Origin of the sequence: Paraburkholderia phymatum (genome assembly GCF_040965635.1) — a bacterium.
GTDB lineage: Bacteria > Pseudomonadota > Gammaproteobacteria > Burkholderiales > Burkholderiaceae > Paraburkholderia > Paraburkholderia phymatum_B.
Genome location: NZ_JBFRCH010000003.1, coordinates 393,763 through 419,339, shown reverse-complemented (window position 1 = coordinate 419,339; position 25,577 = coordinate 393,763). Strand labels below are relative to the sequence as shown.

The window sequence follows — 25,577 nt, the reverse complement described above, 5'->3', positions numbered from 1 at the left end:
CTGGCGCTTCCGCCGCTCCGGCCGCAGTTGCCTCATTTCCACATAAGCGCCTTAGAAAATCATTTAAATTCACACGATTAGCGGCATGCGCGCAAATGTTGGATGTCGCACACAGTCAGTTTTTCCTTCTCGACCGCCGCGTTTCCGCCCTTTATGATGGCGCGTGACGGAACGCGTCTATTTGCTGGCTGATTTCGCATTGGGCCGGCGGTCCGATCCGTACGATGTGCAAGACGCGCTGGACTTTCCAGCATGAAGGGCGTCTCGCGACTGTCGTACGGAGCGCCGCATCGCGCCTGCATCCTTCGACCACAGACGCCGTATCGGGTCGGCTGCCCGGTGAGCGGAAAGGGACGTGGCATGTTGAGCAAGTTGATCGATATCGCAAGAGATATCCGGCGCAGCGAACGGTTCAAACAATCGATCAGCACACCGGGCCGCATCTCGCTCCATGCGCAGCAGCGGTTGAACCACGGCTACTTCGCGATTGAAATTCGCGCGCATTCGGGCTTTTTTTCCGTGATGCAGATCGTGCTGTTCATCCTGATGTATTGCGACGAGAAGCGCCTGACGCCGCTGATTTCCGCGCGCGGCGGGATTTACGGCGATCGGGAAGGGCAGGTCGACTGGTTCGCCGAATACTTCGATACCGTCAGTCTGTCCCCAAGGCCGGGAGCGAGCGCGCGGCTGCGAACGTCGGTCGTGCGCGATCTGAGCGTGCTCGGTTTTCGGAATCGCTACGAGCCGCGGCTCGAACTGAAGCATTCGAGCGCGCTCTTCACGGCGCACTATCGACCCGCCGCGCCGATCCGCGCGGAAGTCGACGCAATTTGCCAGCGCCTCGGCATCGGCGCAGCGACGCTCGGCGTGCATTATCGCGGCACGGACAAGAAGGTCGAGGCGCATACGATCGGCTGGGAGGAGTTTTGCCGGTTCATCGATACAACGCTTTCCGAAGAGCCGCATCTGACGAACATCTTCGTGTCGAGCGACGAGCAGCCGTTCCTCGAGTTTTTCGCTGCCCGCCCGTTTGCCGTGCCCGTCAACGTCGCGCCCGCGCGGCTGCTGGCCTCGGGCGGCACGCCCGTGCATTTCAGCGGACATCCGGGGCTCGCCATCGGGCGCGAGGCGCTGGTCGCAAGCCTGCTGCTCGCGCGCTGCGGCTATCTGCTGAAGACGCCGTCGTATCTGTCCGCGTGGTCGAAGATCTTCAATCCGTCGCTGCCCGTCAAGCTTGCCGTGCCGCCGCGCGCGACCGCGTTTTGGTTCCCGGACAGCCAGATCTGGAACGAGCAGCAAAAACGTAACGAGGAAACGTCAGAATCCGCCGTGCAGTTTCCCCACGAGAAGACGGCATAAACGGAAGACTGCATAACGAACGGCAGCGGGAACGGCGGCGCGCGCCACCTTGCACGATGTAAAAATGGCGCAACGCGAAGTGCGGTCCAGACCACAACGGCGATTCGAAAGCTGGGGCACGGGCGCGCCCGCGACCGGTACGCTCGCTTTGTGTCGCGTAGAATCGATATAAAAGACAGCACGGCAATCGGGGAAGGGAAGGGCGTGAAGATTCACAGCCACTACGACAATCTGAAAGTCTCGCGGGACGCGCCTCAGGAAGTGATCCGCGCGGCCTATAGGACCTTGTGTCAGAAATATCACCCAGACCGGCGGATCGACGATCCGGACGCCGAGCGGGTGATGAAGATCATCAACGCGTCTTACGCGGTCCTGAGCGACCCGGTGCAACGCAAGGAACACGACGAATGGCTCGCGCGCAAGGAGCGCGAGGCCTCGGCTGCTGCCGCGGCATCGTCGTCGTCGCGTCCGTCCGGCTCGTCGGCTTCGTCGGCCTCGTCCGCATCTGCCGCCGCGGCCTCCCAGCACATGCCCCGGTATGCCGCTTCGCAAGCCGAGGCGTCGGCGCGCTCCATGCCGCGCGGAAGCGGCTGGACGTCCCAGGCGCGGGTCGATCCGCGCGCCGCTGCGCGCAAGAAGCCGCGCGCGTCGTTCGGACTTGCGCTGCGCAGGGTCTCGTTGCGCGGCTGGATCGCGATTGTGGCATGCGCGTTCGTCGGCTACGTCGTGATCACGGAATCGATGTCGCCGTGGCCGTTCACGCGCAACATCACATCCGGTGCGTCATACGGCGAGCACGGCCATGCCGATGCCGAAAGCGCGGCTGCAACCGACGGCAACGGCCGCGCGCTGGCGGCGATGGCCTCGGCGCAGGCGGCGACGTCGCCGTGGACGAACGACGCATCCGTTGCCGCGAGCGACGCGAGCGGGCAGGCCACGAGTGCGCCCGCCCCGTACGTGCGCCCCAGCGTCGCGCCCAACGGCGCGCCTTGGCCAGCCACGGCGGGTTATCTCGACGGCATGCCTGTCGGCGCGTCGGGCGGGCATTCGTCGGTGACGATCGACAACTCGATCAACCGCTTCGACGTGTTCGGCAAGCTGGTCTACAACGCGTCCGTGTTCGATCAGCCCGTGCGCCACTTCTTCGTGCCGGCAGGCCGGACCTTCACGCTGAAGGACGTCGCGCCCGGAAGCTACGACGTCCGCTACCAGAATCTCGACGACGGCGGCATCTACAAGTCGCAACCATTCGGGCTCACCGAGCAGGCTGTCGGCAACGGGCTCGACGCGACGCATATCAGCGTCATGCTGTACGCGTCGCCGGGCAGCATGCAGGCGACGGCTATCGGCCGCGGCGAGTTCTAGTTTCAGGCGGTCCTTCCATCACGCCGCGGCGCCGCCATGGGCCGCCATGCGGCTTGCAGATCGCACGGCGGCGTGACAACGGCATCGATCCCAAAACCCTACGCGGCGGATACGCTCACGAGCTTCGACCTCTCGCGCGAGTATTGCAGCGGATCGTTCTCTTGCGGCATTCGCCACGCGGCGCGCAGCGCGCGCATGAACATGTCCTCGCCTTCGGAAAGATGCCCGTCGGCGTGCGCGCCTTCCTTGCATAGCGCAATGACTTCGCGTCGTAGACGCGCATCCTTGACGTCCTGCGCCAGCTGAAAGATCACGGCGGGGTCGAGCCGGCAGGTGTCGCCCCAGTTCAGATAGGCCGTCGTCGTGAGGTCTTCACACATCTGCTGGATGACGGCGAGCAGTCGTTCGCGGTTCAGCCCGAGCCGCTCTTCCATGCCGTAACGGTCCAGCGCTTCGAGTTCGTGGATGCCCACGTGTCCGTCCGAGAGCAGGCAGGCAGCGACGATACGGGCTGCGGCTTCGGGGCTGTCGCATCGATAGTGACGCATTTTCAGATCTCCATTTGCATTGATCGATTGATACCGGTCTTGCGTGGCGTGCCGCCGCTCATGCGATCCAGTCGCGCGGCATGACGCTCGGATGCACGTGAAACGGATGGCAGCCGTCGTCGAGCAGACGCATGCGCCGTTCGAGATCGGCGAGATCGGTCGACGAAGCGAGGAAGGCATCGCGTTCACGTTCACGGTTGCGCGAGGGCATGAACAGCGTGCCAAGACGATGAGCGAGTTGGGCCAACATGATGGGCTCCTTCAGTGATGCAAAGAATCAGGAACGTGCGGGCGAACGATCGGCTCGCGTCGCTGCGTGGATGCGATGCGCTTGAAAACTGCGTGCCCTCGGTTGCTCGGAATCGGGCCGCTGCATCGACGGGTTGCATCGTAGTCAGGCCGAATTAGCCGGAAATGAGTCAGACATGCAGAAAACCGGCGGCGTGACGATGGGGTAGGGCACAACGTGACATATCGCGGTCTATGCCCCCGGATTGGCGGCGCTCATTCTGTGCTCACTATTGGCGCCCAGAATACGAATGAACCGATGCGTCGAATGCACGGCATCGGAGACTCACTCGATAACCTCTGAGAGAAACGTCATGAAATCGCTGATTCAAACCGCTACCGTCGCTGTGTTCCTCGCATTGCCTGTTGTATCGTTCGCGCAGACCAATGCGCCCGTCACGAGAGCCGACGCGCAGGCCGAACTCGCGCAACTGGAACGTGCGGGCTACGAGCCCGCCAGCGACTACGCGCACTATCCCGCTAACCTGCACGCGGCGCATGCACGTATTCAGGCGCAGGGTGCAAGCGAATACGGCGGCGTTGCCGATGGCGCGTCGCAAAGCGGCGCATTCGATCAACCGCAATACGATGTCGGATTGAAGTCGATCTACATCGGGCATTGAATGCTTGCCGGCAACGTGTTTCGTTGCGCATGAGTCGTGGACGCGCAGAGCACTCTGCGCGTCCGCATCGCCGCTTCGAGAACGAGAAGAGCGTATAGCGCGGTGTAGAATCGGCTCGCAACGACGAAGCGCGAGGAGCGTGCGTCTCGCGCGCCGTCGTTGCATTCAAAGCTGCAAAGCTGTACGCGCAACGCACTTCGGACGGCACGCTTCGTCACCATGTCCATGCCCAAGATCCGGTCGCTAAGAAATCAGCTCGTGCTCGCCTTGTGTGTGCTGGTGAGCATCGTCGGCGTGGTGCAAGGCGTCAGTTCATATCAGTTGTCCAAGGCGGGCATGAATGCGCTGCTCGACCTGCGCCTCGAACAGGCGGCGACGCGCCTCTATAGCAGCGGTCTAGCCGAGTCACTGCCTGCGATACCCGCACGCGGTTCGCAGCCCGAGCGCGATATCGTTGTCACCGTATGGAAAGACGACATCGAAACGCCCTATCGTTCGACGGAACCCGCGCTCGCGTTGCCGCGCAATGCTGAAGCGGGCTTCCTGACGACGGAAGTCGGCGGCGAAAGCTGGCGCATCTACACGCTGCGCGAGCCGGGCACGGTCGTCCAGGTCGCGCAGCGCTCGCGTGTGCGGCATGAGCTTGCGCAGGCCCGCTCGATCAACACGCTCTGGCCGATGGTCGTGCTCGTGCCGCTCGTGTGGCTTGCCGTGCTGCTGGTCGTGCGGCGCGCGCTGCGCCGTCTGACGCGCCTCGGCGCCCAGGTGCAGGCGATCGACATGACGCATTTCGAGCAGCTGTCGACATCGGGCGTGCCGACCGAAATACGCCCCTTCATCGTTTCGATCAACAGGATGTTCGAGCGTCTCGCGCAATCGATCGAAGGCGAAAGAAAGTTCATCTCCGACGCCGCGCACGAATTGCGCACGCCGCTCACCGCGTTGCAGTTGCAGGCCGACAATCTTCAGCCGCATATCGCGCCCGGAAATCAGGCGCGCTTTCGCGAGCTGCAAGGCGGCATACGGCGCAGCGGCAGACTGATCGCGCAGCTGCTGCGGCTCGCGCGCGCCGATGCGGCGGTGCAGCCCGATACGTTGACGCGCGTCGACGTGACGAAAGTGGTCGTCGATGTCGTGGCCGAAGTGCTGCCGATCGCGATGAAGCGCGGCATCGATATCGGCGCCGACGAAATGGCGAGTGCGCATGTGCGCGCCAATGAAGCCGACATCGGCGTTGCGCTGCGCAACCTCGTGAGCAATGCGATCCGCTACACGCCGGATGACGGCAAGGTCGATCTGAGCGTGCACGTTCGCGACGGCATCGTGTGGATCGAGGTCGTGGACACGGGGCCCGGCATCGACGAGGCGTTGCTGCCGCGCGTGTTCGACCGCTTCTTTCGCGCGAACGCGCAGATAGAAGGCAGCGGACTGGGGCTGTCGATCGTGCAGGCAATCGTGAACCGGTATGGCGGCGCGGCGAACTTGCGCAATCGTACGGATGGACAGTCGGGCATCGTAGCTTCGATCGGATTCGACGCCGTGCCTTGAGCGTTTGCGCTCGCGCGCGGCGCTCATTCGCTCATCGTTTGCTAACTTTGCGCGTGCATGATGGAACCGTTGGAGCAGGCCGCTCTGGTTCTCGCGCGAAGACCGGCGTACGTCAGAACCCTTCCGCCGACTGCGCGAGCGGTCGGCTTTTTTTCGCCCTTGCCATCGCTGACACTTGCGCAGCGCCCCGCGAATAAACGCGAGCAAATCGGCGGAAACAACTCGGCTATCATGCGTTGTGGCCGGTGCGCCGTAGCGGGCTTGCACCGGCGGGCTACGGCCTGGAATCACAATTCGCCGCCTGGGCACGCGTCGCCCCGCCGCGAACGGTCCTTGCGCCGCAGCCAACGACAACGCTTCGTTGCTGTGGACACGACATCATGCGAGTGCTACTGGTTGAAGACGATCTGCAGATCGGCCAGAGCCTGCTGCGCGCGCTTCAGGACGCCGATTACAGCGTCGACTGGGTGCGCGACGGCAAGGCGGGCAGCGCGGCCATCGCGGCCGCCGAATACACCGTCGTCCTGCTCGATCTCGGCTTGCCCGGCATGGGCGGCATCGAATTGCTGAAGTCGGCGCGCGCGGCGGGCAACACGGTGCCCGTGCTGATCCTCACCGCGCGCGACGATCTCGACGCGCGCGTCCAGGGCCTCGACGTGGGCGCCGACGACTACATGCTCAAACCCTTCGACGTTCCCGAACTGCTCGCGCGCATCCGCGCCGTGCTGCGCCGCAAGGCCGGCTATGCGTCGTCACGGCTCGGCGACGACGCATTGAGCCTCGATCTCGACAAGCGCACGCTGTGCTGCAACGGCGTGTCGTCGGTGCTGTCGGCGCGCGAGTTCGCGCTGATGCTCGCGTTCCTCGAACGCCCCGGCACGATCCTGTCGCGCGATCAGCTCGAAGACAAGCTGTACGGCTGGGGCAAGGAAGTCGAGAGCAACGCCGTCGACGTGCTCATCCATTCCGTGCGCAAGAAGTTTGGACAGTCGGTGATCCGCAACGTGCGCGGGCTCGGCTGGACCGTCATGCTCGGCGATACGCCGAAGACCTGAGGGCCGCCGGCGCATCGCGACACTTCACTTCAGGCGCGTGCGGTTTCGACAGACGCGCCGCTCGCGTGAACCGTATCGTCGATGGGGAAATGCAGCAGCGCCGCGAACAGTCCCGCCAGCGCCGTCGCGCCCCAGATCAGCGAATACGAGCCCGTCACGTCGAACACGAAACCGCCTAGCCACGCGCCGAGAAACGAACCGAGCTGATGGCTCAGGAACACGACGCCGAACAGCGTCCCGAGATGGCGCGTGCCGAACACCTTTGCGATGAGTCCGCTCGTGAGCGGGACGGTGCCGAGCCACGTGAGGCCCATCACGGCAGCGAACAGCACGACGGAGAGCGTCGATTTCGGCAGCAGGAAAAACGACGCAATCGTCGCGCCGCGAATCAGGTACAGCCAGCCGAGCACGTGCTGTTGACGGAAGCGCCCGCCCAGCCAGCCGCACGTCCAGCTGCCCGCCATGTTGAAGAGCCCGATCAGCGCGAGCGCGGTGGCGCCGAGTCCCATCGGCATATGGCACAACGTGAGGTATCCGGGCAGATGCGTCGCGATGAACGCAAGCTGGAAACCGCACGTGAAGAAGCCGAGCGTCAGCAGCCGGTAGCCGCGATGGCGCGTCGCGTGCGCGAGCGTCTCACGCAACGACGTGGGCGCCGACTCCGCCGCGTGTGAGGCCGCCGCATGCGGCACGCCCGCGCCTCTGCCCCGGCGATCGAGCACGATGCCGAGCGGCGCCGCGATCAGCATCAGGAATGCAAGCGCGAAGAGCGACGTCGATATACCCGACGTTTCGCGCAGCGTCTGTGCGAACGGCACCATCAGCACCTGCCCGAGCGAGCCGCCCGCGCTCGCGATGCCCATCGCCATGCTGCGCTGCTCGGCCGACGCGACGCGTCCGACGGCCGTCAGCACGACGCCGAAGGTCGTGCAGCTGACGCCGATGCCGACCAGCAGCCCGAGCCCCGCAATGAGCGCGAGCCCTGACGGCGCGCCCGCTGCGAGCGCGAGGCCCGCCGCGAACGTCGTGGCGCCGAACGCGACGACGGGTGCTGCGCCGTAGCGATCGGCGGCCGCACCCGCGAACGGCTGCGCGAAGCCCCACACGAGATTGTGCAGCGCGATCGCGAACGCGATCAGCGTGACGGGCAGGCCCCGGTCATACGAAAACGGCCCGATGAACAGGCCGAATGTCTGCCGGATGCCCATCGCGGCGCTCAGGATCAGCGCGGCGGCGACGATCACGTAGAACGTCGGGTTCTTCAGCGTTGTTGCGTAAGTTGTTGCACGAGCGGGTTTGGCTGTCGACATGTTTCCGTTCCTCCTCGCGGCCATCGTCGCAGTAGCGCGGCCACGCGACAAACGAAAAGTTTTCGACGACAGATGAAGAGAATTCACTCATGGCGAAGGACTTGCCAGCGTCGAGTGCGTTGGGAAGAGCCGGTAGTGCTATCGCGACGCAGCAAAGGCGGACGAAGGCGGCTCGTCGACGGGATGCTGGTCGTCGAATGTCTGCGCTTCGTGAAGCAGCCAACGCTTGAACGCCCGCAGATCGGGCCGCTCGTCCGCGCCCTCCGCGCTGACGAGCCAGTACGCGGTCTTCGCTTCGACGGTCGGCGCGGCGGCTTCGACGAGCGTGCCTGCATCGAGTTCGCGGTTCACCAGCGGCCGGCGGCCGATCGCGACGCCCACGCCCGTCGACGCCGCTTCCAGCGCCAGCTGGATCGTGTCGAAGCGCAACCCGGGCGTCGCGTCGACGTCGGCGATGCACGCGCCGTCCAGCCACGCCTGCCAGTCCTCGCTCGCGGTATCGACGTGGATCAGCGTCGCGCGGCGCAGATCGACGTGGCCGTGCGCATCGACGAGCGTCGCGCGGTACGCCGCGCTGCAAACGGGCACGAGCCGCTCGCCGAACAGCCGGCTCCAGTCGCTGCCGGGAACCGGGCCGCGGCTCAGTCGAATGCCGAAGTCGAAGCCGTCGATGGGAAAGCCGACCTGGCGCCGCGACGTGTCGACGGAAACGTCGATGCCGGGCCAGCGCGAGCGAAAGTCGTGCAGGCGCGGCACGAGCCAGCGGACGGCAAGCGTCGGCGCGCAGCTTACGGAGATGGTCCGGTGCGTGCGGCTGTCGGGCAGCCGCTGCGTGCCGAGCGCGATCAGCGAGAACGCTTCGGCGATGTACGGAAAATACAGCTCGCCCGCAGGTGTGAGCGACAGCTTGCGTGGCTCGCGCACGAAGAGGGCGACGCCGAGCGTTTCTTCGAGCGCGACGATGCCATGGCTGACGGCGCTCGGCGTCACGTTGAGCTCAGCGGCCGCGAGCTTGAAACTGCCGTGCCGCGCCGCCGCCTCGAAGAAACGCAGCGAGTTCAGCGGGGGCAGGCGCAGCGGCATGACACGTCCTTCTGGCTTGATGGTTGACGGCCGCGCATGACGACTGACAACGCGGATAAGCCGGATAAGGCGGATAACGTGCGGCCCGTTCGCATGCCGTTCATGGGCTCAAGGGCAGCACGAGCAGCCGCGATGCCGCATGCCGTAGCCGCCCTCGCCATCGGACGCGGCGCCGCCCGACGCCGACGAACCGCCGAGCAGCGCGGGCGCGCCGATCCGCACGCGTTCGGCGGCGCTCCCGCAACGGGGACAGTCGGCTGCTTCGTCTCGCTGCGCGATAGGCCGCACTGCTTCAAACGCGCCACAGTCGGCGCACTCATAGTCATACACAGGCATCACTTGCTCCCACGAATCCCGTCATCCTACCGTGTCCGCCGCGCCTGCGTGAACTCCGCATGACGAGCCCGCGCGTCGCGAAGCGGTCCCCGCATGCGGTTGACACGAGGTCGACGCGGCATCGATTCGGCATCGAACCGTGCACCGCGCGCGAGGGCCATGGCGCACCGCACGATGCTATGCTGGTCTTTCCTTGTCGAAGAGAGGCGGCAGGCATGACGATGGTCGATACGCAAGCGAAACCCGGTTCGGGCGTGCAAGCCGAGTACAGGCCGCCCGTCAACGAAGACGAGCTGCTGCTGAAATGGATTCGCCGCGCGCGCGAATCGCAGAAGAGCCATTACGACATGGCCGATCTGCTGGCCGCGCGGAATCGCCTGTTCGGCATCGGCGTGACGGCCGTTTCGGCCGTGGTCGGCACGACGGTGTTTCTGTCGCTGGTGGCGTCGGCGGATTCGCCGTGGGCGCGGCTCGTGGTCGGAATGGTGAGCATTGCGGCGGCCGTGTCGGCGGCATTGCAGACGTTCATGCGCTACGCGGAGCGGGCAGAAGAGCATCGCTCGGCGGGCGCGCGTTATGGCGCCGTGCGGCGTCAACTGGAAGCGATCTACGCCGGCGATCCCGGCTCGCGCGACGGGCACTATGTGAGCGCGGTTCGCGAGACGCTCGACAGGCTAGCGGACGATTCGCCGAGCGTGCCGCCAGGAGTGTTCAGACGCACGCAGGAAACGTTGCGCGTCGCGGCGGCACAAGGCCGTCAGGAAGGGCGTTGGGAATGAATGCGGTCGGCGCGCGATGCGCGGTGGTCGCGTAAGCACAAGGCAAGCCGACGCCGGCGCAAACGTACGTACGCCTCCAAACGTACGCCTTTAAACGTACGCCTTTAAATGCTACGACCTCAAACGCCACAACCTCAAACGCCACGCCCTCAAACACGCCCCTGATGCGCCGTTGCTGCGAGCGGACGTTGCATCGGCGTCAACGGCGGCGTAAGCGTGCCGTCGACTCCGGCATCGCTGCCGAACAGGCGGCAAACCTCGCTCGCGCTGCCGCATCCACGCAGACGCTCGCGAAAGTGCTGATCGCAAAAGCGCTGCGCGACATCGGCGAGCAGGTTCAGGTGTGTGGTGTTCGCGCCTTCGGGAACGAGCAGCGCGATGACATCGCTGACGGGCTTCGCATCGGGCGCGTCGAAATCGAACGGCACGGCGGGGCGCACGTACACGACGATCGCATTGCGCAGGCCCGCGATCTGGCTGTGCGGCACGGCCACGCCTTGCCCGAGCCCCGTCGAGCCCAGCGCTTCGCGCGCGCTCAGTCCCGCGACCACTTCATCCGCCCGTACGCCGTAGCGCGTTTCGCAAAGCTCGCCGAGCCGTGCGAAGAGCGCGGCTCCATCAGCGATGCTCGCATCGAGCAGCACGTTGCCGGGGTTCAGCAGACGGTCGAGCGACTCGGCGTCGTCGCTGACGGGCGGCTGTGGCCGCGCGGGGCGCAGCGTGTTGGCCGCGTGCGTCCAGGACGTCGCGCGCAGCAGATCGCGCCAGCCGTCCGTCGGCGTTTCGGGGATCTCGAACAGATGGCCGAATTGCGCGGCGGGCGCGATGCGCGCCACCTGCGCGATGGCCCCGTTGACGGCGTCCTTCGGCAGATACAGCGACAGTTGCACGCGATCGGTATGCGGCAATGTCGCGATACGGATCGTCCAGGGCTGGCCCGCGCAGTCGCGGGTGAGCGCGCGCCGCAAAGGCGTGACGTGCTGGGCGTCGAGCGTCACGCGCATCATCACGCTGCGACCGGCCGCGTGTCGCCGCGCGGCATCCGCGCGGGCGCGGTGGGCGCCGAAAATCGCGCGCAGAATGGCACTTGCCTTCGTCATGCCCTCTCTCCAGACCTTGACACGATGACTAGCGTAGCGCGATCCGCGTTAAAGCCGAATAAAAACTCGTGTGCGGCGCAGTCGCGGAATGCGGGGTGCCGCATTACGCGCCAACTGGCGCGAAAAGATGATCACGCTCGGGCACTGCGCGGCCATAGCGGCTTTCGATGGCGCGCAATGCAAGTGCCGGATGTAAGTGCCGGATGTATTTGCCGGATGCAAGTGCCCGATGCAAGTGCCGGATGTAAGTGCCCGATGCAAGTACCCGATGCAAGTGCCCAATGCAGACGAAGATGACGATGGAACTCCGGCGACGCATCCGCTGTCATCAACTAGGGCCGTCCGCTGCCGACGCAAGGACGGACCGTCGCCGCGACAAAAATTCGGACTTACAAGGGAGAAAACAATGCGCCGCCGCCGATTCCTCGCCATGACCACTGCCGCAGTCGCCACGAGCGGCCTGTCGCTTGCGGGCTGCACGACCACGGGTCCGTCGTCGGATGCGACACCTGAAGCGAACGCCGGCAAGCGCCAGTCGATCGACGCCGACGTCAACGCGACGCTCACGCGTCTGTTCAACACGATCGGCGGCTCGCGCGAACTGGCCGACAAGGCGCGCGGCATTCTCGTGTTTCCTTCGGTGATCTCGGCGGGCTTCTGGTTCGGCGGACAGTACGGGCAGGGCGCGCTGCGCATCGGCGGACAGACGTCGGGCTACTACAGCATCACGGCGGCGTCATTCGGCCTGCAGATCGGCGCGCAGTCGAAGGCGATCGTCATGCTGTTCATGACGGACGACGCGCTCAACGGCTTCACGCACAGCCAGGGCTGGGCGGCGGGCATCGATGCGACCGTCGCGGTGCTGAAGGTCGGCGCGAACGGCAACGTTGATACGTCGACGGCGACGAGCCCCGTCGAAGCCTTCGTGCTGACGAACGGCGGATTGATGGCGGGTGTGTCGCTCGAAGGATCGAAGATTTCCCGCCTGATCATCTGATCGCTCAGTGCAGCTTTGATGCTGCCTCGATGCGGCGGTTGCGAGCCTGCAGCGGTGCGGGCTCGCAACGAGCACGGCCGCGCGGGCTCTCGCGCATTCTCGTGCGACATCCTGTCACTCAGGTTTTGCACCCGGCCTGTCGTCAAGAGACGGATTGAAGTGTCATTTCCTTTGGGCGTTTGCAGACCCCCGTCGATGCAGCAGCTAAACCGCGAGGCCGCCTTGCTTTGCCGGCGTGCATGTCATGCAGACGTCTGCGAAGGTTCGCCGCTCTGAGCCAGTCGATGATAAACACGAGCAGTTACGCCATTCCCGTTTCACGCCTCATTGCGCGCCCGATGGTCACGTGCACGTCTGCCACGTCCGTGCGCGAAGTCGCGCGGCGCATCTTCGCGGAACGTTGCAGCTCGATTGTCGTGATCGACGACGGCAAGCCCGTCGGCATCTGGACGGAACAGGATGCGCTCGCCGCCGGCGAGGATGCCGATGCACTCGATCGCCCCATCGGCGACGTGATGAGCGCGCCGCTTCTCACGCTCGATGCGGGCACGCCACTCGGCGAAGCGGTCGTCCGTTTCAAGCAGTCGGGCATTCGCCACTTCGGCGTGGTCAGGGACGGCGCTTGCATCGGCGTGCTGACGCAGACGGACGTGATCGTGAACCAGGGCGCCGAGTTTTTCCTGCGCCTGAAGTCGATCGAATCGATTCACGTACACCCGCACCTGTCGGTGCCGGCGCATCAGCCGCTGCACGACACGATCGCGCTGATGCGGACTCGCAAGCTCGATGCCGTCGTCGTCGAGTATGACGACGGCGAGCACGGCATCCTCACCGAGCGCGACGTGTTGCGTCTGATCGTGAACGACCGGCTTGAAGGCGTGATCGGCGATCACGCGAGCCGTCCGTTGCAGGCGCTTGCGGCGACGCAGAGCCTGTACGCCGCGCAGCGCCTGATGCTGCAGCGGCATATCCGTCATGTCGGCGTGCGCGACGGCGACGGACGCCTCGCCGGATTGCTCAGCTTCGCGGACCTTCTGCAGAACATCGAGGACGAGTACATCAGCGAGCTGCAAAACGCGGTGCGCGAGCGCGACGAGGCGCTCGGTCAGGCGCGCTTCAGTCTGCGGATGGCGGACCGCGTGTTCGAGTCGGCGCTCGAAGGCATCATGGTCACCGACCGCAACGGGAAGATCGAGCGCGTGAACCAGGCCTTCACGCGCCTCACGGGCTATACGCAAGAAGAGGTGCTCGGGCGCGACGCGAGCCTGCTGAACTCGGGCCATCAGGCGCCCGGGTTTTATGCGGAGCTGTGGCGATCGCTCGAAACGGGCGGACACTGGCAAGGCGAGATCTGGAACCGCCGCAAGAACGGCGAGCTGTATCTCGAGTATCTGACCATCACGAGCATACGCAACAACGACGGCGACATCTCGCACTACGCGGGCATCTTCTCCGACATCACGCAGCGTCGTCAGACGGAAGAGCGGTTGCGCTACCTCGCGACGCACGATGTGCTGACGGGGCTCGCGAATCGCGTGCTGTTCGAGGAGCGGCTAGAGCGGGCGATCATTCATGCGGGCCGTAGCAGACGCAAGTTCGCCGTGATGTATCTCGATCTCGACCGCTTCAAGCTGGTGAACGACACGCTCGGCCACAGCGCCGGCGACAAGGTGCTGAAAGTGGTGGCCGAGCGGCTGCACGCCGGGCTGCGCGAAAGCGACACCGTCGCGCGACTCGGCGGCGATGAGTTCGCGCTCGTCCTGGAAGACTTCAACGATGTCCGCGACGTGGGCCATGTCGCGGGGATGCTGCTCGACTCGGTGGGACAGGCGATCGATCTCGGCGGACGCGAGATCTTCACGACGCCGAGCATCGGCATCAGCATCTATCCGGACGACGGCACGCACGCCGGGCAACTGATGATGCGCGCCGATCAGGCGATGTACGGCGCGAAGAGCCGTGGACGCAACGTGTTCCAGTTCTTCGAGAGCAACATGACGTCGTCGGCGATCGCGCAGCTGGAAACGCTCGGCGAGTTGCACCGCGCGCTCGAGCAGAACGAATTCTGCCTGTACTACCAGCCGCAATACGATTTGTCGAACGGTCGCATCGTCGGCGTCGAAGCGCTGCTGCGCTGGCGCCACCCACATCGGGGGCTCGTGCCGCCCGGCGAATTCATCGGCATCGCCGAGCAGTCGACGCTGATCGTGCCGCTCGGCCGCTGGGTGCTGCGCGAGGCGTGCCGGCAGGCGCGCGCGTGGCTGGATGCGGGCATCGAGTTCGGCCGTATCGCCGTGAACCTGTCGGCGCGGCAGTGCTTCACCGACGAGTTCCTGGGCGACCTGTCCGCGATTCTCAGCGAGACGGCGCTGCCGCCCGAGCGGCTGCAACTCGAACTGATCGAGAGCATGGCGATGAATACGCGCGAAGAGATCGGCACGCTGTTGCGCGAGCTGGTCGCGCGGCGCGTGAGCCTCGCAATCGACGACTTCGGCACGGGCTACTCGTCGCTCGCGTACCTGAAGGATCTGCCCGTCGATACGCTGAAGATCGACCGCTCGTTTCTCGGCGGCAGCGACGCGCACAATCCGGATCGCGCGATCATCCACGCCGTCGTCGTGATGGGGCGCGCGCTCGGCCTCGACGTGGTGATGGAAGGCGTGGAGACGCCGGAACAGCTCGCGTTCCTGCAAGAGGCGGGCTGTCATCAGGGGCAGGGCTACCTGCTGGCGAAACCGCAGCCTGCTGAACGGCTGACGGAACACATGCGGCGAAGTTGCGATGCGGTTCTCGCGCAGCTGGAGAGTGCATAGAAAGAAAGCGTCACTTGATTCGGGCAACGCACGCCGGCAAGATTTCTGCTCGGGGATCTCGCACGAGCAAGGAGCCATGGCCATGATCGAAACGCGTCTGCCCGCCATCTACCGGGATTACATTGCGTGCCTGAACCAGCAGGACTGGTCGCGCCTCGGACGGTTCGTCCACGACGACGCGATTCACAACGGCCAGCGGATCGGCTTGTCGGGTTATCGCGCGATGCTGGAGCGAGACTTCACGGAAATCCCGGATCTTTATTTCAACGTGCAGTTGCTGGTCTCCGATCCGCCTTATATCGCGAGCCGATTGCAATTCGACTGCACGCCACGCGGCGTATTTCTTGGGCTTCCCGTGAACGGCAAGCGTGTTTCGTTTGCCGAGAACGTGTTCTACGCATTCCGGGCAGACAAGATCGGGGAAGTATGGTCGGTCATCGACAAGGCCGCCATCGAAGCCCAGCTTTAGCGGCTAAACGACCTGCCTGGCCACGTCCGTTCGCGTGCGTTAGAGCAAGACCAGCGAGCAAGACCAGCGAGCAGGACCAGCGAGCAAGACCAGCGAGCAGGAACAGCGAGCAGGAACAGCGAGCAGGAACAGCGAGCAGGAACAGCGAGCAGGAACAGCGAGCAGGACCAGCGAGCAGGACCAGCGAGCAGGACCAGCGAGCAGGACCAGCGAGCAGGACCAGCGAGCAGGACCAGCATTTGCTCATATCAATGATTCCGACGCGGCACTGACGCATTCGTGCTTCGCTGACGCGTGCCGCTACCGCTCTTCAACGGACGCATGACGTTGCAACTTCTTCCTGTTTGCCTCGCCGTCTGCATCGTATTCGGCGGCGCGTGGCTCGCGCTCGCGTGGCGCCGGCTCGCGGCCACGCCCGCGCTGACGGAGGCGAGCCGCGCCGCGGGCATCGGCGGCGTGTATACGGAGGTCGGCCGCTGCCGGATGTTTCATCGCGTTCATCCCGGACCGGCCATGACGCAGCATCGGATGCCTGTCGTGCTGGTCCATGGCCTTGTGATATCGAGCCGTTATATGGAGCCGCTTGCGAGCGCGCTGGGCCGTCATTTCCGCGTGCTCGCGCCGGACCTGCCGGGTTTCGGCGAAAGCCGTCTGATCGACGGCAGCCATTCGCGGACGTTGTCGCTTGCGCAACTCGCCGACGCGTTGCGCGACTGGTTGCGAGCGCTCGGCGTCGAAAGGGCGGCGTTTGTCGGCAATTCGTTCGGCTGCCAGATCATCACCGATCTTGCGTGCCGCCATCCGGATGTCGTCGAGCGGCTCGTCCTGCAAGGGCCGACCACCGATCCCAACGCTCGCACGCTCATCAAGCAGGTCTATCGCGATCTCGTCAACGGGCGGCGTGAGAAGATGCGCTCGCCCGCCGCGACGGGACGCATCGACTACGCGAAGGCGGGCCTGCCGCGCGCGTTCGCGACGATGCGAATCCTGATTCGCGACAGGATCGAAGAGCGGCTGCCGCATGTTGCTGCGCCGACGCTCGTCGTCGCCGGCACGCGCGACCCCGTGGTGCCGCTCGAATGGGCGGCCACCGTCGCGGGGCTCGTCCCGCGCGGAACGCTTGCCGTGATCGAGGGAGGCACGCACACGTTGAACTATGTCTATCCGCACGCTTTTGCGCTGGCGATCGCGCCATTCCTGACGGCAGGCACGCACACTTTATCAACCGAGGCCGCACGACCATGAACAAGCCGCCGCGCGGCATTGCCCGTTTCGACTCGGCGGCCGGCATGGCGCAGGCGTTGGCTGCGACGCTGCACGGCAAGCCCTTCGTGAGTCCGAGCCAGTCGCGCGTGCAGGACTGGCTGATGTCGCGCGCCAACAGGTTGTCGCCGCGCGCCCGCGAGCGGTGCTACAGCATCGGCGGCATGATGGAAGGGATACGGCGGCGTCAGGTCCGCAAGCTGGACATCGAACGCATCGCCGAATGGCTCGCCGGTCTGTATCCTCAACGGCAATACGATGCCGCCATCGTCGGGTCGTCGAATGGCGCGCTGGTTCATCTCGCGGCCGCGCTGCGGATTCCGTGGCTGCCGCAGACGTTCCTGTGCCCTGTGCGCGCACCGTTCAGCGACCCCGACGACGCGCAGCGCGGTTTCAACGAAGGCCGCCGGATTATCGATGCGTTGCTCGCCGCCGACGAGCGCATCGCGGTCCATCATATGCAAGACCCGAATCAGGACAGGCTGATGCTGCATTCGATGCACTATTTCCGCCTGAAGCATCTCGCGCTGCCGCTTGCGTATCGCGAGTTTCTGCTGAGCAGCCTGCGGCCCGGCGGGACCTTGTACGTGAACGCATGCACGCGCGCATGGCCTGTCACGCGCACGAGTTCGCGCTCGGTCTATCAGTTCGGCGCGACGGGCGGCGCAACCGAGGACGAGTACCTGCACGGCGGCCCATCGGTGAAAGCGAGCCTCGCGCGCTACGGCAGCAAGCGCACGCACTGGACGCCGCCCGCACCCAACGACATCGCGCCCGAAGCCGAGTGGGGCTTCGACGAACGGCTGATGCGCGACATCGAATGGCTGGCCGCGCAGATGAAATGGCGTATCGTGGAGATCCGTTACGAAGAGCCCGAGAGCCTGAGCTTCGTGACGGCAGCCGTGTATCGCGACTGCTATCGCGATGCGGGCATCGTTCCGCGCAGGCTCGTCGTCGATTCGTTCCTGCTGATGGAGCCGCTCACCACCATGCGTCTTCACGCACTGCCGTTCTGGCTGCTGTTCTGCGTCGAGTCTTCGGCGGACGCGTTGCAGCGTTATCTGCAAACGCAGCCCGCATTCGACGAGATCGACATGATGCTGTTCTCGCATGGCGTCGAGAGCATCGGCTATGCGCCGATCGATCGCTGGCGTGCGCTGCTCGATACGGCGAAGAGCGAGGGCCGCTTCGCAGGCGTCGATACGGCGCACTATCCACGCGACTTCGCGACGTTCGCGCGCTTCGGCCGCGCGCTTGCGCGCCTGGAACCTCAATTTCCGACACCGCGTGCATTGACGTGCGCGCGCTTCGAAGCGCTTCTTCAACAGCATGGCGCGGCGCATCGCGTGCAGTGCGCCGAGCGCGCGTCCATCCAGGGCGCGACGGCATGAACGAAACGGTGCGGCTGATTCTGCTGTCGCTGCTTGTCGTCGTGCTCGCCGGTTATGCGATCGCCGTCGCGCTGCTGTTCTGGCTTCAGGGGCGGCTGGTCTATCCTCTCGAACAGATCCGGGGCGTAGCACGCAACGCGGCTGCCGATCACATCGAGCCTGTGACGGTGCGCACGGCAGACGGCCTCGTGCTGCCGGGCCGTTACGCGCCCGCGAGCCGAAGCGATGCATTCACCGTCGTGCTGTTTCATGGAAACGGGGAAGACCTGTCGCAACGCGCGCAAATCGCGCATGACCTGATCGAAGCGGGGCACGGCGTCTATCTCGCCGAATATCGCGGCTATGGAGGTGCACCGGGACATCCATCCGAAGCCGGCCTGTATGCGGACGGCCGCGCCGCACTCGACTTCGTCGCGCAGCGCACGACCAGGATCGCCGTGCATGGGTTTTCGCTCGGCACGGGTGTCGCGGTGCGAATGGCGTCGGAGTACGAAGCGCTTACTGCGCTGATTCTCGAAGCGCCGTTCACCTGCATCGCCGACGTGGCGAGAGCGCGCTTTCCGTTGTTCGCATTGCGCTGCATGGTGCGAGACCGCTACGACAACTTCGCCAGCATCGGCCGCGTGCGCGCGCCCGTGCTGATATGCGGCGGCCTTGCCGATGCCGTCATTCCGCCTGTGCAGTTCGCGCGGCTCTACTCGGCTGTCCGCGCGCCGCGCCGGCTCGAACTGATCGACGGCGCGGGACATGTCGATGTATGGGAACAGGGCGCGCGCGAGCACGTACTGCGTTTTCTCGACGATCTGCAACGCGTGAACGCCGCCGCCGAAACGGATCAGCATCGCAGGCGGACTGCGCCACACGATGCTTAAGCTCCACGTGTAAAGGACTCACGTTGTGCGTCGTGGTGGCGGCGATGCGAGCCGTTCGATTGACAACGCTCGCGCGTTCGCATCGCCGCTTCTTGCGCTTGCCGTTACGTTATCGCCGCACGACGCCCATCAGCAGCGTCACGATGAAGATCACGAGGAAGATGAAGAACAGGATCTTCGCGATGCTGGCCGCGCCCGCAGCGATCCCGCCGAATCCGAAAACGGCGGCAATGATCGCGATGATGAAGAAAACCAGAGCGTAGTAAAGCATGGTAGGGATCTCCTTTTATGGGGCCGCGCCGCGTTAGCGCGTGCGCTTCACAGGGAATGAGCAACCGTCGTGCCGTCGCCTTGTGAAGCCGAAAAGCGGGTGTCCGCGCGATGACTGTGCGGCGTCATGCGGCCGCATCTCGAGCAGCTTTCGCTCGGCGTTGTTCAAGCGCATGAACGTGGCCGTCGCGCTCGGCGACGATGCCGCCGATAAGCACGATGAGTTCGCATCGTCTGTCGCGATAGGCCTGCCCGTCGGTGCCGACGAAGGGTGTCGAGCGCGGCGAAGCGTTGTTCCATTGTTCCTGGAGCCGGTTCAAGGCGAGCCTTATGTCGTATCGATCGGGCGAGGACGCGGGGAGCATCGCCGTGGTGCCGACCTATGTGCACAGCGCATGGCGCAACGACGCGCAGCCGATCACCGCCAGCGGCGTCAGTGCGTTGCGCGAAATTCCGCGCAAGTGAGCCGGCCCACGGAAACGGCATGCAGATTGCTGGAGCCCCGGCAACGAAACGTTGTCGGGAGCAAATCCGATGAATGTGCCGGGACAGGTCGTTTCGTTTCCGGGTTCGCGCGGGCTCAGGCTTGCCACGACCGAGTCGTGCACGGCCGGCCGATTGCATTGCTGCTCCCGGAGGAGCCCGGCAGCGGAGCGTGCGTCGACGAGGGCTTCGCCACGTACTCGTCCGAAGGCAGGAACGAGGTCGGGCGCCGCGCAGAACGCGCTCTCGCGGATCGAGCACGACTCCAACACGTTCGGCTCACGGCGTTGACGCTTTGCATCGTCAGTCGAGCGGTGTAGCCTGCACCGTCGCAACATTGGAGAATAAGGGGACAGCATCATGGAAATGACCTATGCGTCGTGCACCGTCGGCGTGACAGCCGGCGTCGCCGACGGCAACCTGGTGGCAAGCGTGCGGATCTATCGGCCATCCAATGACGACGCCGCGATGGAGACCTACGAGTTCGAAGTGCCGGGGAACTTTCTCGACGAGAAAGAGGCGATCGTCTTCGGCACCGAATGGGCGAAGGAATGGATCGACGAGCATTGCGTCTAGTGGCGCACGGGAGATGTTTGCGATCGGGATGCGCAATCCGGCCGGGCCGCCCGCATGCAAGTGCTATGCCGGCTTGTGATGAAGTGCTGTACGAGTAGTTCGTCTGACGCTCTGCCGGATTGGTTTTGCGTTGGGCGACTTCGCGAACTGATCGAACCGGGCTTTGAGGCGCGCGGCATCGAATGGCGCTTCGACTTTCGTATCGTTGTCGAAGTAGACGAGCACGTCGCGCGAGCGTCGCTTCGCCGCTGGCTTGGGCGCGAACCGCACCGCGTCGTTCGGTTCGCCGCCGTGCGCCCATGCGTCGATGCGGGCCGCGAGCCGTTCGAGCGCGGCGTCCGCATAGGCGCCGCTGTAGAGCGTTTCGCTGCCGTGCAGACGCAGATAGACGAAGTCGCTTGTCACGTCTTCGCCGTAGGGCCAGCCTGCCGTCGAGTCGGATATCACGAGTGCTGCCCTGTACTTTCGCAGCAGTGCCACGAACTCGGGTACGCAAAAACTCGGGTGACGAATTTCGATCGCGTGTCGAATGCGCCCGTTCACGTCGACGTCGAACCACGGATGGCTGACGCGTGCATCGTGCTGCCCGGCGAGCCGCGCCGCCGACGCAAAATCCACGGGCAGCAGCGCGAGGAACGCTTCGAACGATTCAGGCGCGAACACGAAATTCGGTGGAAATTGCCAGAGAAACACACCGAGCTTTTCGCGCAATGCGAGCACGCCGGACGCGAAGAAATTCGCCATCGCCGGACGCGCCGTTTCGTTGCGAAAGCGCAGCATGTGAGTGAGGTAGCGCGGACCCTTCACGCTGAAAATGAAATCGCGTGGCGTTGCGTCGTACCATGACAGATAGCTCTCGACGGTTTGCAGCGAATAGTGCGAGCCGTTTATCTCGATCGTATCGACGGCCCGCGATGCGAATTCGAGCTCGCGTTTTTGCGCAAGCCCTTCCGGATAGAAGACACCTCGCCAGCCCGAATAGCGCCAACCTGAGATACCGATCCTGACCGTCATCGCGGTTCTCCTCGTGGATGATCCGTGGCGCCCGGGCACGAAATCCGCATCGAACACGTTCGTCAGATCCCGCGATTTGCACGTGTCATCTCGCGCGCTTCGCACGCGGCTTGCCCGTTGGATCGTCGTGAGGGGTGTTGCCTTCCTGCGGATCTTCGCTTTCGATATGCCGCTTCACCGATTGCGCGGCAGGCTGCCCGTCTTGCGCGTTCCCCGAACCCTCGGCTTCGATCTGCCGGCGCGCCGCGTCCCAGTACTCGTTCGCGTGCTTTTTCGGATCGTCGTCCTGCTCCCAAAGATGGTACGCGCGTTCCCTGATGCGATCGTCTGTGCTCCGTGTACTGCTATGCGTGGCCATTGCGTGCTCCTCGATTCATAAGCGCATGACAGCGAGCATGCGCAATGCCTGATGCGCAATGCTCATTCAGTGCTAAGTCTCGCGCGTCATCATGCCTCCATAGCACAGACGCAACGACGGAGGAACACACGATGATCAGGCACATTCTGGTAGCGGTCAGCGCCAGCACGAACGACGCCGTGCTGAAGACAGCGATCGACAAGGCGCGCGACACGGGTGCGCGGCTCACAGCCGTGTATGTCGTCGATACGATGCCGTGGTGGGCGATGATGGGCGTCGAGCACGGCTGCATCGATAAGCCACAGACGGTCCGCGAACTCGAGAGTGTCGTCGAGCGCCGTTGCAACGATACGTTCGAATGCGAAGCATGGGACATTCAGGCACGCGCGATCACCGTGCCGCTGCAAGGCCGCAGCGTGGGGCGCGAGATCGCGAATCTCGCCGTTCAGCTGGACGCCGATCTGATCGTGGTCGGCGCGGGTCGCGGCTCGAAGTGGTTCTGGGAAGAGCGGATGAGCGATGTGATCGGACGTTGCACGCGGCGCACCGTGCTCATTGCGACAGGCGCGCAGCCGTCGGGCCGCGCGCACGACTGCGCAACGGCGCGGGCCGACGCGCGACGCGCGGGCGCGGCTCATGCGAAGGCCGTTTGACTCTCAGAAGGCGGTTCGGCGGATCAGGCGCGCAGGCTGAGCGTGAATCAGGCTGAGCGTGAATCAGACTCAGTATGAATCAGACTCAGTGTGAATCAGGCCGAGCGCGAATCAGGCGCAAGCGCGCATCACGCGCCGCCGATCAGCTTCAGCCCCGCCGGCAGTGATTCGCCGAACACGCGGCCGGTGTCGGCCTCATCGAGCGCGACCGTCTCGCGGACCATCCGGACCCACGCGGGCGCCGCGCCGAGTGCTTCGAGCCGCCGGATCACCGTCTCGCGCGCATCGTCGGGCAGGTCGCGCGAGCGGTCGCCTGTCATCCGCGCCAATTGCACGGCGGCGAACGCGGCGGGCTCGACCTTCTTCCAGTCGAGCGCGAGCACGGCATCGAGCCATGGCAGCGCGACCTCGGGCGGCACCACGCCATGCGCGCTGCCATAGAACGGCAGACGCGCGCCGATGCGCCCGATCGCCCACCACGTCTGGTGGTTCTCCGAAGGCTTGCGCAGCCGTTCGAGCAGTTGCTGCGCGAGCGCGATCTTGCGGTCGACGGAAATGCGTTCGAGCGACGCCTGCACGCGAATCATGTCCGCATAGCCGACCTTCGCGGGGTCGAACGGCAGCTTCTGCTTCTTGATGCTCGCGGCTTGCAGGAAGTCCATCGCGTCGAGCAACTGCAATTGCGCGTCTTCGTTCAGCCCGCCCGCCGCGCGTCGCCACAACGTCCACCACTCGGACCAGACCTGGCTTTCGTGGATGTACTGAATGCCATCGTCGAAGATCGACCAGAGCTGCTCGACGCGCCATTCGTCGAGCGGATAGCCGAAGCCCGGGCGCACGCAGTAGCCCGTGAGGTTGAGCCACAGCCGCTCGTGAGCGGCCGAGCGCCGTCTGCGCTTCGCACGTTCCCACAGTGCTCCGAACAGCTCGCGCAGCAGCGCGACGTCCCAGTTGTCGCGCGGCCCGAGCGTCTGTTCCAATTGCGCGCGCAGCCGCTTCACTTCGTTCGGGCCCACGTCCGACGAACGCGCGCCGAACGAGCGCTCGATCAGTTCGATCGCGTGATCGAGCGACGGATGGCGCCCGGATTCAATTGCCTCGTCCGTTGCAGCCGCCGCCTCGTCGCGCCGTAGTTCGAATTGCAGCAGCCAGCGTTGCGAAGGATCGTCGGTGGCGATGCAGGTCACTTCGAGCGTGCCGACTTCCGTCATCGCTGTCGTCAGCCGGACGGGGCGCTCGTCGTCGTCCGTCGCGTGCCGGCGTTGCACGACGGTCGCGATGGGCGGCAGGCGCACGAAGTCGCCTTGCGACAGATCGGCGAGTTCGCCTGGCGCGAAGCGCGTGTCGGCGACCGTCGACATCAGGTGAAAACGCACGGGCTGCCCAAGGCGCAGCGCGAACACGCGGTCGTCGAGATGCATCTCGTGCGCTTCTTCCGTGCCGCGCGGCAACAGGCAGATGCCCTGATCGCCTTCGAGCACGAGGAAATAGCTGCGCGCCGAGCCGCCGCCGATACGCGGTGCGTTACCCGCGCGCGCAAGGCCGTATGCGACGGCGCCGCGCGCCACCGCGACATCGGGATGATCGTTGTGCAGCACGTGCAACGGCTTGCCGCGCCACGCGCCGAGCGTTTGCGCGAGCCGCTCCGTCAGCGGCTGCGCGCGGAACACGCCGCCGTTGAGCAGCAGCGTGTCGGGCACGGGCAGCGTGTCGGCGTTGTCGTCGTGCTCAGCGCCTGGCTCGCTTTCGCCGCTTTGGCTGGACATGCCCAGCGCGTCGCGCGATTGCGCGGCGAGCCGCTTCAGAAACGCCGCGACGTGACGCGTAACGGCGGCATCGCTCGCGTAGGGCAGCCCGAACTCGACGATCGCCGCGCGCGAGCGGCGCGGCATTTCATCGGCGGCAATCTGCGGAAAGAATCCGTCGACGACGACCTTTTCGATCTCGTCGCGCGTCACGTGCGCGGTGCGCGCGCCGCCGATCACGCGCGAGCCCGCACCGAGCAGCGTGATTGCGACGGACTCGGGCGCGCTCGCATCGAGCAATTGCTCCTTCGCGACGCGGCAGCGTTCGACGAGCTGCGACAGACTCGCCGCCGACAGCCGCGTCTGGCCGTCCTGCGTGTGCGAAAGCCGCGTCTCGACGAGTCGCGCGAGCGCGAGGTCCATGTTGTCGCCGCCGAGCATCAGATGATTGCCGACGCCGATGCGCGTCAGTTGCGGTTCGCCGTTTGCGTCGATCTGCACCTTGATCAGCGTGAGATCGGTTGTGCCGCCGCCGACGTCGCAGATCAGCACGAGCCGCGTGTCTGCCAGCTCGTCGCCGAGACGGGCGCGATGATGGAACAGCCAGTCGTAGAACGCCGCTTGCGGTTCTTCGAGCAGCCGCAGCGCGGGCAGCTTCGCGAGACGCGCCGCTTCGAGCGTCAACGCGCGTGCGCCTTCGTCGAACGACGCGGGCACCGTGAGAATCACGTTCTGCTGTTCGAGCGGCGCATCGGCGAAGCGTGCGTTCCACGCGGCGCGCACGTGCGCGAGGTAGCTCGCGCTCGCGGCGACGGGCGAGACCTTCTCGACGTCGTCGGGCGCGCCCCAGGGCAGGATCGGCGCGAGCCGGTCCACCGACGCATGCGACAGCCAGCTCTTCGCGCTCGTCACGAGACGCCCGGGCACCTGTGCGCCGAGTGTGCGCGCAAGCCGCCCGATGATGGGCGCGGGTTCGTTCCGCGACCCATCGCGTGCTTCATCCGCTGCGCGCGACCACGGCAGCAGCAGATCGCCGGGATTCAGCTCGCCCGCCGCCGGGTGATAGCGCACGGACGGCAACAGCGGCTGCGCGCCCACTTCGCCGGGGCCGACCAGTTGCTCGACATCGAACACGCGGATGTCGTCGGAACCCGGCTCGACATATGCGACGACGGTATTGCTCGTGCCGAGATCGATGCCGACCGTGTAGCGCCTGACGGCTTCGGGCTTTCGCTGCTGCGGCTGCTTTCGCTTCATCGATGCGTAGATGGTCAACCCG

General features: G+C 65.2%; 26 protein-coding genes. 15 read left to right on the top strand and 11 right to left on the bottom strand.

Annotation, left to right across the window (positions count from 1 at the left end):
* The first annotated feature begins 360 nt into the window (after nt 1–360).
* Nucleotides 361–1,359, top strand: a complete 999-nt coding sequence (locus tag AB4Y32_RS08495; RefSeq protein ID WP_368720884.1) for a hypothetical protein — start codon at nt 361–363, stop codon at nt 1,357–1,359.
* 204 nt (nt 1,360–1,563) lie between these two features.
* On the top strand, nt 1,564–2,724 hold the full coding sequence (locus AB4Y32_RS08490) for a J domain-containing protein (protein ID WP_368720883.1): 1,161 nt from the start codon (nt 1,564–1,566) through the stop codon (nt 2,722–2,724).
* Between the two features lie 98 nt (nt 2,725–2,822).
* Here AB4Y32_RS08490 and AB4Y32_RS08485 read toward each other — a convergent pair whose 3' ends face one another.
* A complete protein-coding gene (locus AB4Y32_RS08485) occupies nt 2,823–3,272 on the bottom strand; it encodes a TerB family tellurite resistance protein (RefSeq protein ID WP_368720882.1) in 450 nt (149 codons plus the stop codon).
* A 58-nt stretch (nt 3,273–3,330) separates the two neighbouring features.
* Complete coding sequence (locus AB4Y32_RS08480) at nt 3,331–3,522, bottom strand: DUF3563 family protein (RefSeq protein WP_368720881.1); 192 nt, start codon at nt 3,520–3,522, stop codon at nt 3,331–3,333.
* 352 nt (nt 3,523–3,874) lie between these two features.
* Between AB4Y32_RS08480 and AB4Y32_RS08475 the strand changes: the two genes are divergently transcribed.
* The 3 genes from AB4Y32_RS08475 to AB4Y32_RS08465 all read left to right on the top strand — a co-directional run bounded on the left by AB4Y32_RS08475 (nt 3,875) and on the right by AB4Y32_RS08465 (nt 6,786).
* Nucleotides 3,875–4,183 carry a DUF4148 domain-containing protein gene (locus AB4Y32_RS08475; RefSeq protein WP_368720880.1) on the top strand — a complete coding sequence of 103 codons (309 nt, stop codon included), beginning with the start codon at nt 3,875–3,877 and terminating at the stop codon, nt 4,181–4,183.
* A 219-nt stretch (nt 4,184–4,402) separates the two neighbouring features.
* The gene (locus tag AB4Y32_RS08470) at nt 4,403–5,731 is read left to right on the top strand and encodes a sensor histidine kinase (protein WP_368720879.1); all 1,329 of its coding nucleotides are present in this window, start codon (nt 4,403–4,405) and stop codon (nt 5,729–5,731) included.
* Between the two features lie 380 nt (nt 5,732–6,111).
* On the top strand, nt 6,112–6,786 hold the full coding sequence (locus AB4Y32_RS08465) for a response regulator transcription factor (protein WP_368720878.1): 675 nt from the start codon (nt 6,112–6,114) through the stop codon (nt 6,784–6,786).
* Nucleotides 6,787–6,815: 29 nt separating this feature from the next.
* Here AB4Y32_RS08465 and AB4Y32_RS08460 read toward each other — a convergent pair whose 3' ends face one another.
* From AB4Y32_RS08460 to AB4Y32_RS08450, 3 genes are all read right to left on the bottom strand, one after another.
* Nucleotides 6,816–8,096, bottom strand: coding sequence for an MFS transporter (locus AB4Y32_RS08460; protein ID WP_368720877.1), 1,281 nt, complete (start codon nt 8,094–8,096; stop codon nt 6,816–6,818).
* A 138-nt stretch (nt 8,097–8,234) separates the two neighbouring features.
* On the bottom strand, nt 8,235–9,179 hold the full coding sequence (gene gcvA, locus AB4Y32_RS08455) for a transcriptional regulator GcvA (RefSeq protein ID WP_368720876.1): 945 nt from the start codon (nt 9,177–9,179) through the stop codon (nt 8,235–8,237).
* Between the two features lie 108 nt (nt 9,180–9,287).
* A complete protein-coding gene (locus AB4Y32_RS08450; protein WP_368720875.1) occupies nt 9,288–9,515 on the bottom strand; it encodes a zinc ribbon domain-containing protein in 228 nt (75 codons plus the stop codon).
* Nucleotides 9,516–9,730: 215 nt separating this feature from the next.
* Here AB4Y32_RS08450 and AB4Y32_RS08445 point away from each other — a divergent pair, with 215 nt between their 5' ends.
* Entirely contained in the window at nt 9,731–10,294 is a 564-nt protein-coding gene (locus AB4Y32_RS08445; RefSeq protein ID WP_368720874.1) for an SLATT domain-containing protein, read from the top strand.
* A gap of 149 nt (nt 10,295–10,443) precedes the next feature.
* On the opposite strand, the gene AB4Y32_RS08440 is transcribed toward AB4Y32_RS08445, so the two are convergent.
* Entirely contained in the window at nt 10,444–11,394 is a 951-nt protein-coding gene (locus AB4Y32_RS08440; RefSeq protein WP_368720873.1) for a PTS sugar transporter subunit IIA, read from the bottom strand.
* Nucleotides 11,395–11,800: 406 nt separating this feature from the next.
* On the opposite strand from AB4Y32_RS08440, the gene AB4Y32_RS08435 reads away from it, so the two are divergent.
* The 6 genes from AB4Y32_RS08435 (at nt 11,801) to AB4Y32_RS08410 (ending at nt 19,199) form a co-directional block, all read left to right on the top strand.
* A complete protein-coding gene (locus tag AB4Y32_RS08435; protein WP_368720872.1) occupies nt 11,801–12,391 on the top strand; it encodes a BPSL1445 family SYLF domain-containing lipoprotein in 591 nt (196 codons plus the stop codon).
* 284 nt (nt 12,392–12,675) lie between these two features.
* Complete coding sequence (locus AB4Y32_RS08430; RefSeq protein WP_439899761.1) at nt 12,676–15,204, top strand: EAL domain-containing protein; 2,529 nt, start codon at nt 12,676–12,678, stop codon at nt 15,202–15,204.
* Between the two features lie 82 nt (nt 15,205–15,286).
* On the top strand, nt 15,287–15,673 hold the full coding sequence (locus AB4Y32_RS08425; RefSeq protein WP_439899765.1) for an ester cyclase: 387 nt from the start codon (nt 15,287–15,289) through the stop codon (nt 15,671–15,673).
* A 327-nt stretch (nt 15,674–16,000) separates the two neighbouring features.
* The gene (locus tag AB4Y32_RS08420; protein WP_368720870.1) at nt 16,001–16,918 is read left to right on the top strand and encodes an alpha/beta fold hydrolase; all 918 of its coding nucleotides are present in this window, start codon (nt 16,001–16,003) and stop codon (nt 16,916–16,918) included.
* The gene (locus AB4Y32_RS08415) at nt 16,915–18,327 is read left to right on the top strand and encodes a hypothetical protein (protein WP_368720869.1); all 1,413 of its coding nucleotides are present in this window, start codon (nt 16,915–16,917) and stop codon (nt 18,325–18,327) included. Before AB4Y32_RS08420 ends, AB4Y32_RS08415 begins: the two co-directional genes overlap by 4 nt.
* Nucleotides 18,324–19,199 (top strand): alpha/beta hydrolase, encoded by an 876-nt coding sequence (locus tag AB4Y32_RS08410; RefSeq protein WP_368720868.1) that lies wholly within the window; start codon nt 18,324–18,326, stop codon nt 19,197–19,199. Before AB4Y32_RS08415 ends, AB4Y32_RS08410 begins: the two co-directional genes overlap by 4 nt.
* A gap of 109 nt (nt 19,200–19,308) precedes the next feature.
* On the opposite strand, the gene AB4Y32_RS08405 is transcribed toward AB4Y32_RS08410, so the two are convergent.
* The gene (locus AB4Y32_RS08405) at nt 19,309–19,470 is read right to left on the bottom strand and encodes a DUF1328 domain-containing protein (protein WP_087739237.1); all 162 of its coding nucleotides are present in this window, start codon (nt 19,468–19,470) and stop codon (nt 19,309–19,311) included.
* A gap of 124 nt (nt 19,471–19,594) precedes the next feature.
* Complete coding sequence (locus tag AB4Y32_RS08400; RefSeq protein WP_368720867.1) at nt 19,595–19,789, bottom strand: hypothetical protein; 195 nt, start codon at nt 19,787–19,789, stop codon at nt 19,595–19,597.
* Between the two features lie 10 nt (nt 19,790–19,799).
* Between AB4Y32_RS08400 and AB4Y32_RS08395 the strand changes: the two genes are divergently transcribed.
* Nucleotides 19,800–19,934, top strand: a complete 135-nt coding sequence (locus tag AB4Y32_RS08395) for a hypothetical protein (protein ID WP_368720866.1) — start codon at nt 19,800–19,802, stop codon at nt 19,932–19,934.
* A gap of 378 nt (nt 19,935–20,312) precedes the next feature.
* Nucleotides 20,313–20,528: a hypothetical protein gene (locus AB4Y32_RS08390; RefSeq protein ID WP_368720865.1), complete on the top strand. Its 216-nt coding sequence runs from the start codon at nt 20,313–20,315 to the stop codon at nt 20,526–20,528.
* A 63-nt stretch (nt 20,529–20,591) separates the two neighbouring features.
* On the opposite strand, the gene AB4Y32_RS08385 is transcribed toward AB4Y32_RS08390, so the two are convergent.
* A complete protein-coding gene (locus AB4Y32_RS08385) occupies nt 20,592–21,542 on the bottom strand; it encodes a DUF72 domain-containing protein (RefSeq protein ID WP_368720864.1) in 951 nt (316 codons plus the stop codon).
* 85 nt (nt 21,543–21,627) lie between these two features.
* Nucleotides 21,628–21,900, bottom strand: a complete 273-nt coding sequence (locus AB4Y32_RS08380) for a DUF2934 domain-containing protein (RefSeq protein WP_368720863.1) — start codon at nt 21,898–21,900, stop codon at nt 21,628–21,630.
* Nucleotides 21,901–22,031: 131 nt separating this feature from the next.
* Here AB4Y32_RS08380 and AB4Y32_RS08375 point away from each other — a divergent pair, with 131 nt between their 5' ends.
* The gene (locus AB4Y32_RS08375; RefSeq protein WP_368720862.1) at nt 22,032–22,553 is read left to right on the top strand and encodes a universal stress protein; all 522 of its coding nucleotides are present in this window, start codon (nt 22,032–22,034) and stop codon (nt 22,551–22,553) included.
* A 128-nt stretch (nt 22,554–22,681) separates the two neighbouring features.
* Here AB4Y32_RS08375 and AB4Y32_RS08370 read toward each other — a convergent pair whose 3' ends face one another.
* A complete protein-coding gene (locus AB4Y32_RS08370) occupies nt 22,682–25,555 on the bottom strand; it encodes an Hsp70 family protein (protein WP_368721086.1) in 2,874 nt (957 codons plus the stop codon).
* Between the last annotated feature and the right edge of the window lie 22 nt (nt 25,556–25,577).

Coding starts and splice junctions, on each gene's coding strand:
- AB4Y32_RS08385 (WP_368720864.1), bottom strand. CDS start 21,542: ATGACGGTCAGGATCGGTATCTCAGGTTGGCGCTATTCGGGCTGGCGA.
- AB4Y32_RS08425 (WP_439899765.1), top strand. CDS start 15,287: ATGATCGAAACGCGTCTGCCCGCCATCTACCGGGATTACATTGCGTGC.
- AB4Y32_RS08435 (WP_368720872.1), top strand. CDS start 11,801: ATGCGCCGCCGCCGATTCCTCGCCATGACCACTGCCGCAGTCGCCACG.
- AB4Y32_RS08460 (WP_368720877.1), bottom strand. CDS start 8,096: ATGTCGACAGCCAAACCCGCTCGTGCAACAACTTACGCAACAACGCTG.
- AB4Y32_RS08475 (WP_368720880.1), top strand. CDS start 3,875: ATGAAATCGCTGATTCAAACCGCTACCGTCGCTGTGTTCCTCGCATTG.
- AB4Y32_RS08430 (WP_439899761.1), top strand. CDS start 12,676: ATGATAAACACGAGCAGTTACGCCATTCCCGTTTCACGCCTCATTGCG.
- AB4Y32_RS08445 (WP_368720874.1), top strand. CDS start 9,731: ATGACGATGGTCGATACGCAAGCGAAACCCGGTTCGGGCGTGCAAGCC.
- AB4Y32_RS08375 (WP_368720862.1), top strand. CDS start 22,032: ATGATCAGGCACATTCTGGTAGCGGTCAGCGCCAGCACGAACGACGCC.
- AB4Y32_RS08440 (WP_368720873.1), bottom strand. CDS start 11,394: ATGACGAAGGCAAGTGCCATTCTGCGCGCGATTTTCGGCGCCCACCGC.
- AB4Y32_RS08495 (WP_368720884.1), top strand. CDS start 361: ATGTTGAGCAAGTTGATCGATATCGCAAGAGATATCCGGCGCAGCGAA.
- AB4Y32_RS08465 (WP_368720878.1), top strand. CDS start 6,112: ATGCGAGTGCTACTGGTTGAAGACGATCTGCAGATCGGCCAGAGCCTG.
- AB4Y32_RS08415 (WP_368720869.1), top strand. CDS start 16,915: ATGAACAAGCCGCCGCGCGGCATTGCCCGTTTCGACTCGGCGGCCGGC.
- AB4Y32_RS08380 (WP_368720863.1), bottom strand. CDS start 21,900: ATGGCCACGCATAGCAGTACACGGAGCACAGACGATCGCATCAGGGAA.
- AB4Y32_RS08405 (WP_087739237.1), bottom strand. CDS start 19,470: ATGCTTTACTACGCTCTGGTTTTCTTCATCATCGCGATCATTGCCGCC.
- AB4Y32_RS08410 (WP_368720868.1), top strand. CDS start 18,324: ATGAACGAAACGGTGCGGCTGATTCTGCTGTCGCTGCTTGTCGTCGTG.
- AB4Y32_RS08390 (WP_368720865.1), top strand. CDS start 20,313: ATGGAAATGACCTATGCGTCGTGCACCGTCGGCGTGACAGCCGGCGTC.
- AB4Y32_RS08395 (WP_368720866.1), top strand. CDS start 19,800: ATGTCGTATCGATCGGGCGAGGACGCGGGGAGCATCGCCGTGGTGCCG.
- gcvA (WP_368720876.1), bottom strand. CDS start 9,179: ATGCCGCTGCGCCTGCCCCCGCTGAACTCGCTGCGTTTCTTCGAGGCG.
- AB4Y32_RS08485 (WP_368720882.1), bottom strand. CDS start 3,272: ATGCGTCACTATCGATGCGACAGCCCCGAAGCCGCAGCCCGTATCGTC.
- AB4Y32_RS08450 (WP_368720875.1), bottom strand. CDS start 9,515: ATGCCTGTGTATGACTATGAGTGCGCCGACTGTGGCGCGTTTGAAGCA.
- AB4Y32_RS08470 (WP_368720879.1), top strand. CDS start 4,403: ATGTCCATGCCCAAGATCCGGTCGCTAAGAAATCAGCTCGTGCTCGCC.
- AB4Y32_RS08480 (WP_368720881.1), bottom strand. CDS start 3,522: ATGTTGGCCCAACTCGCTCATCGTCTTGGCACGCTGTTCATGCCCTCG.
- AB4Y32_RS08370 (WP_368721086.1), bottom strand. CDS start 25,555: ATGAAGCGAAAGCAGCCGCAGCAGCGAAAGCCCGAAGCCGTCAGGCGC.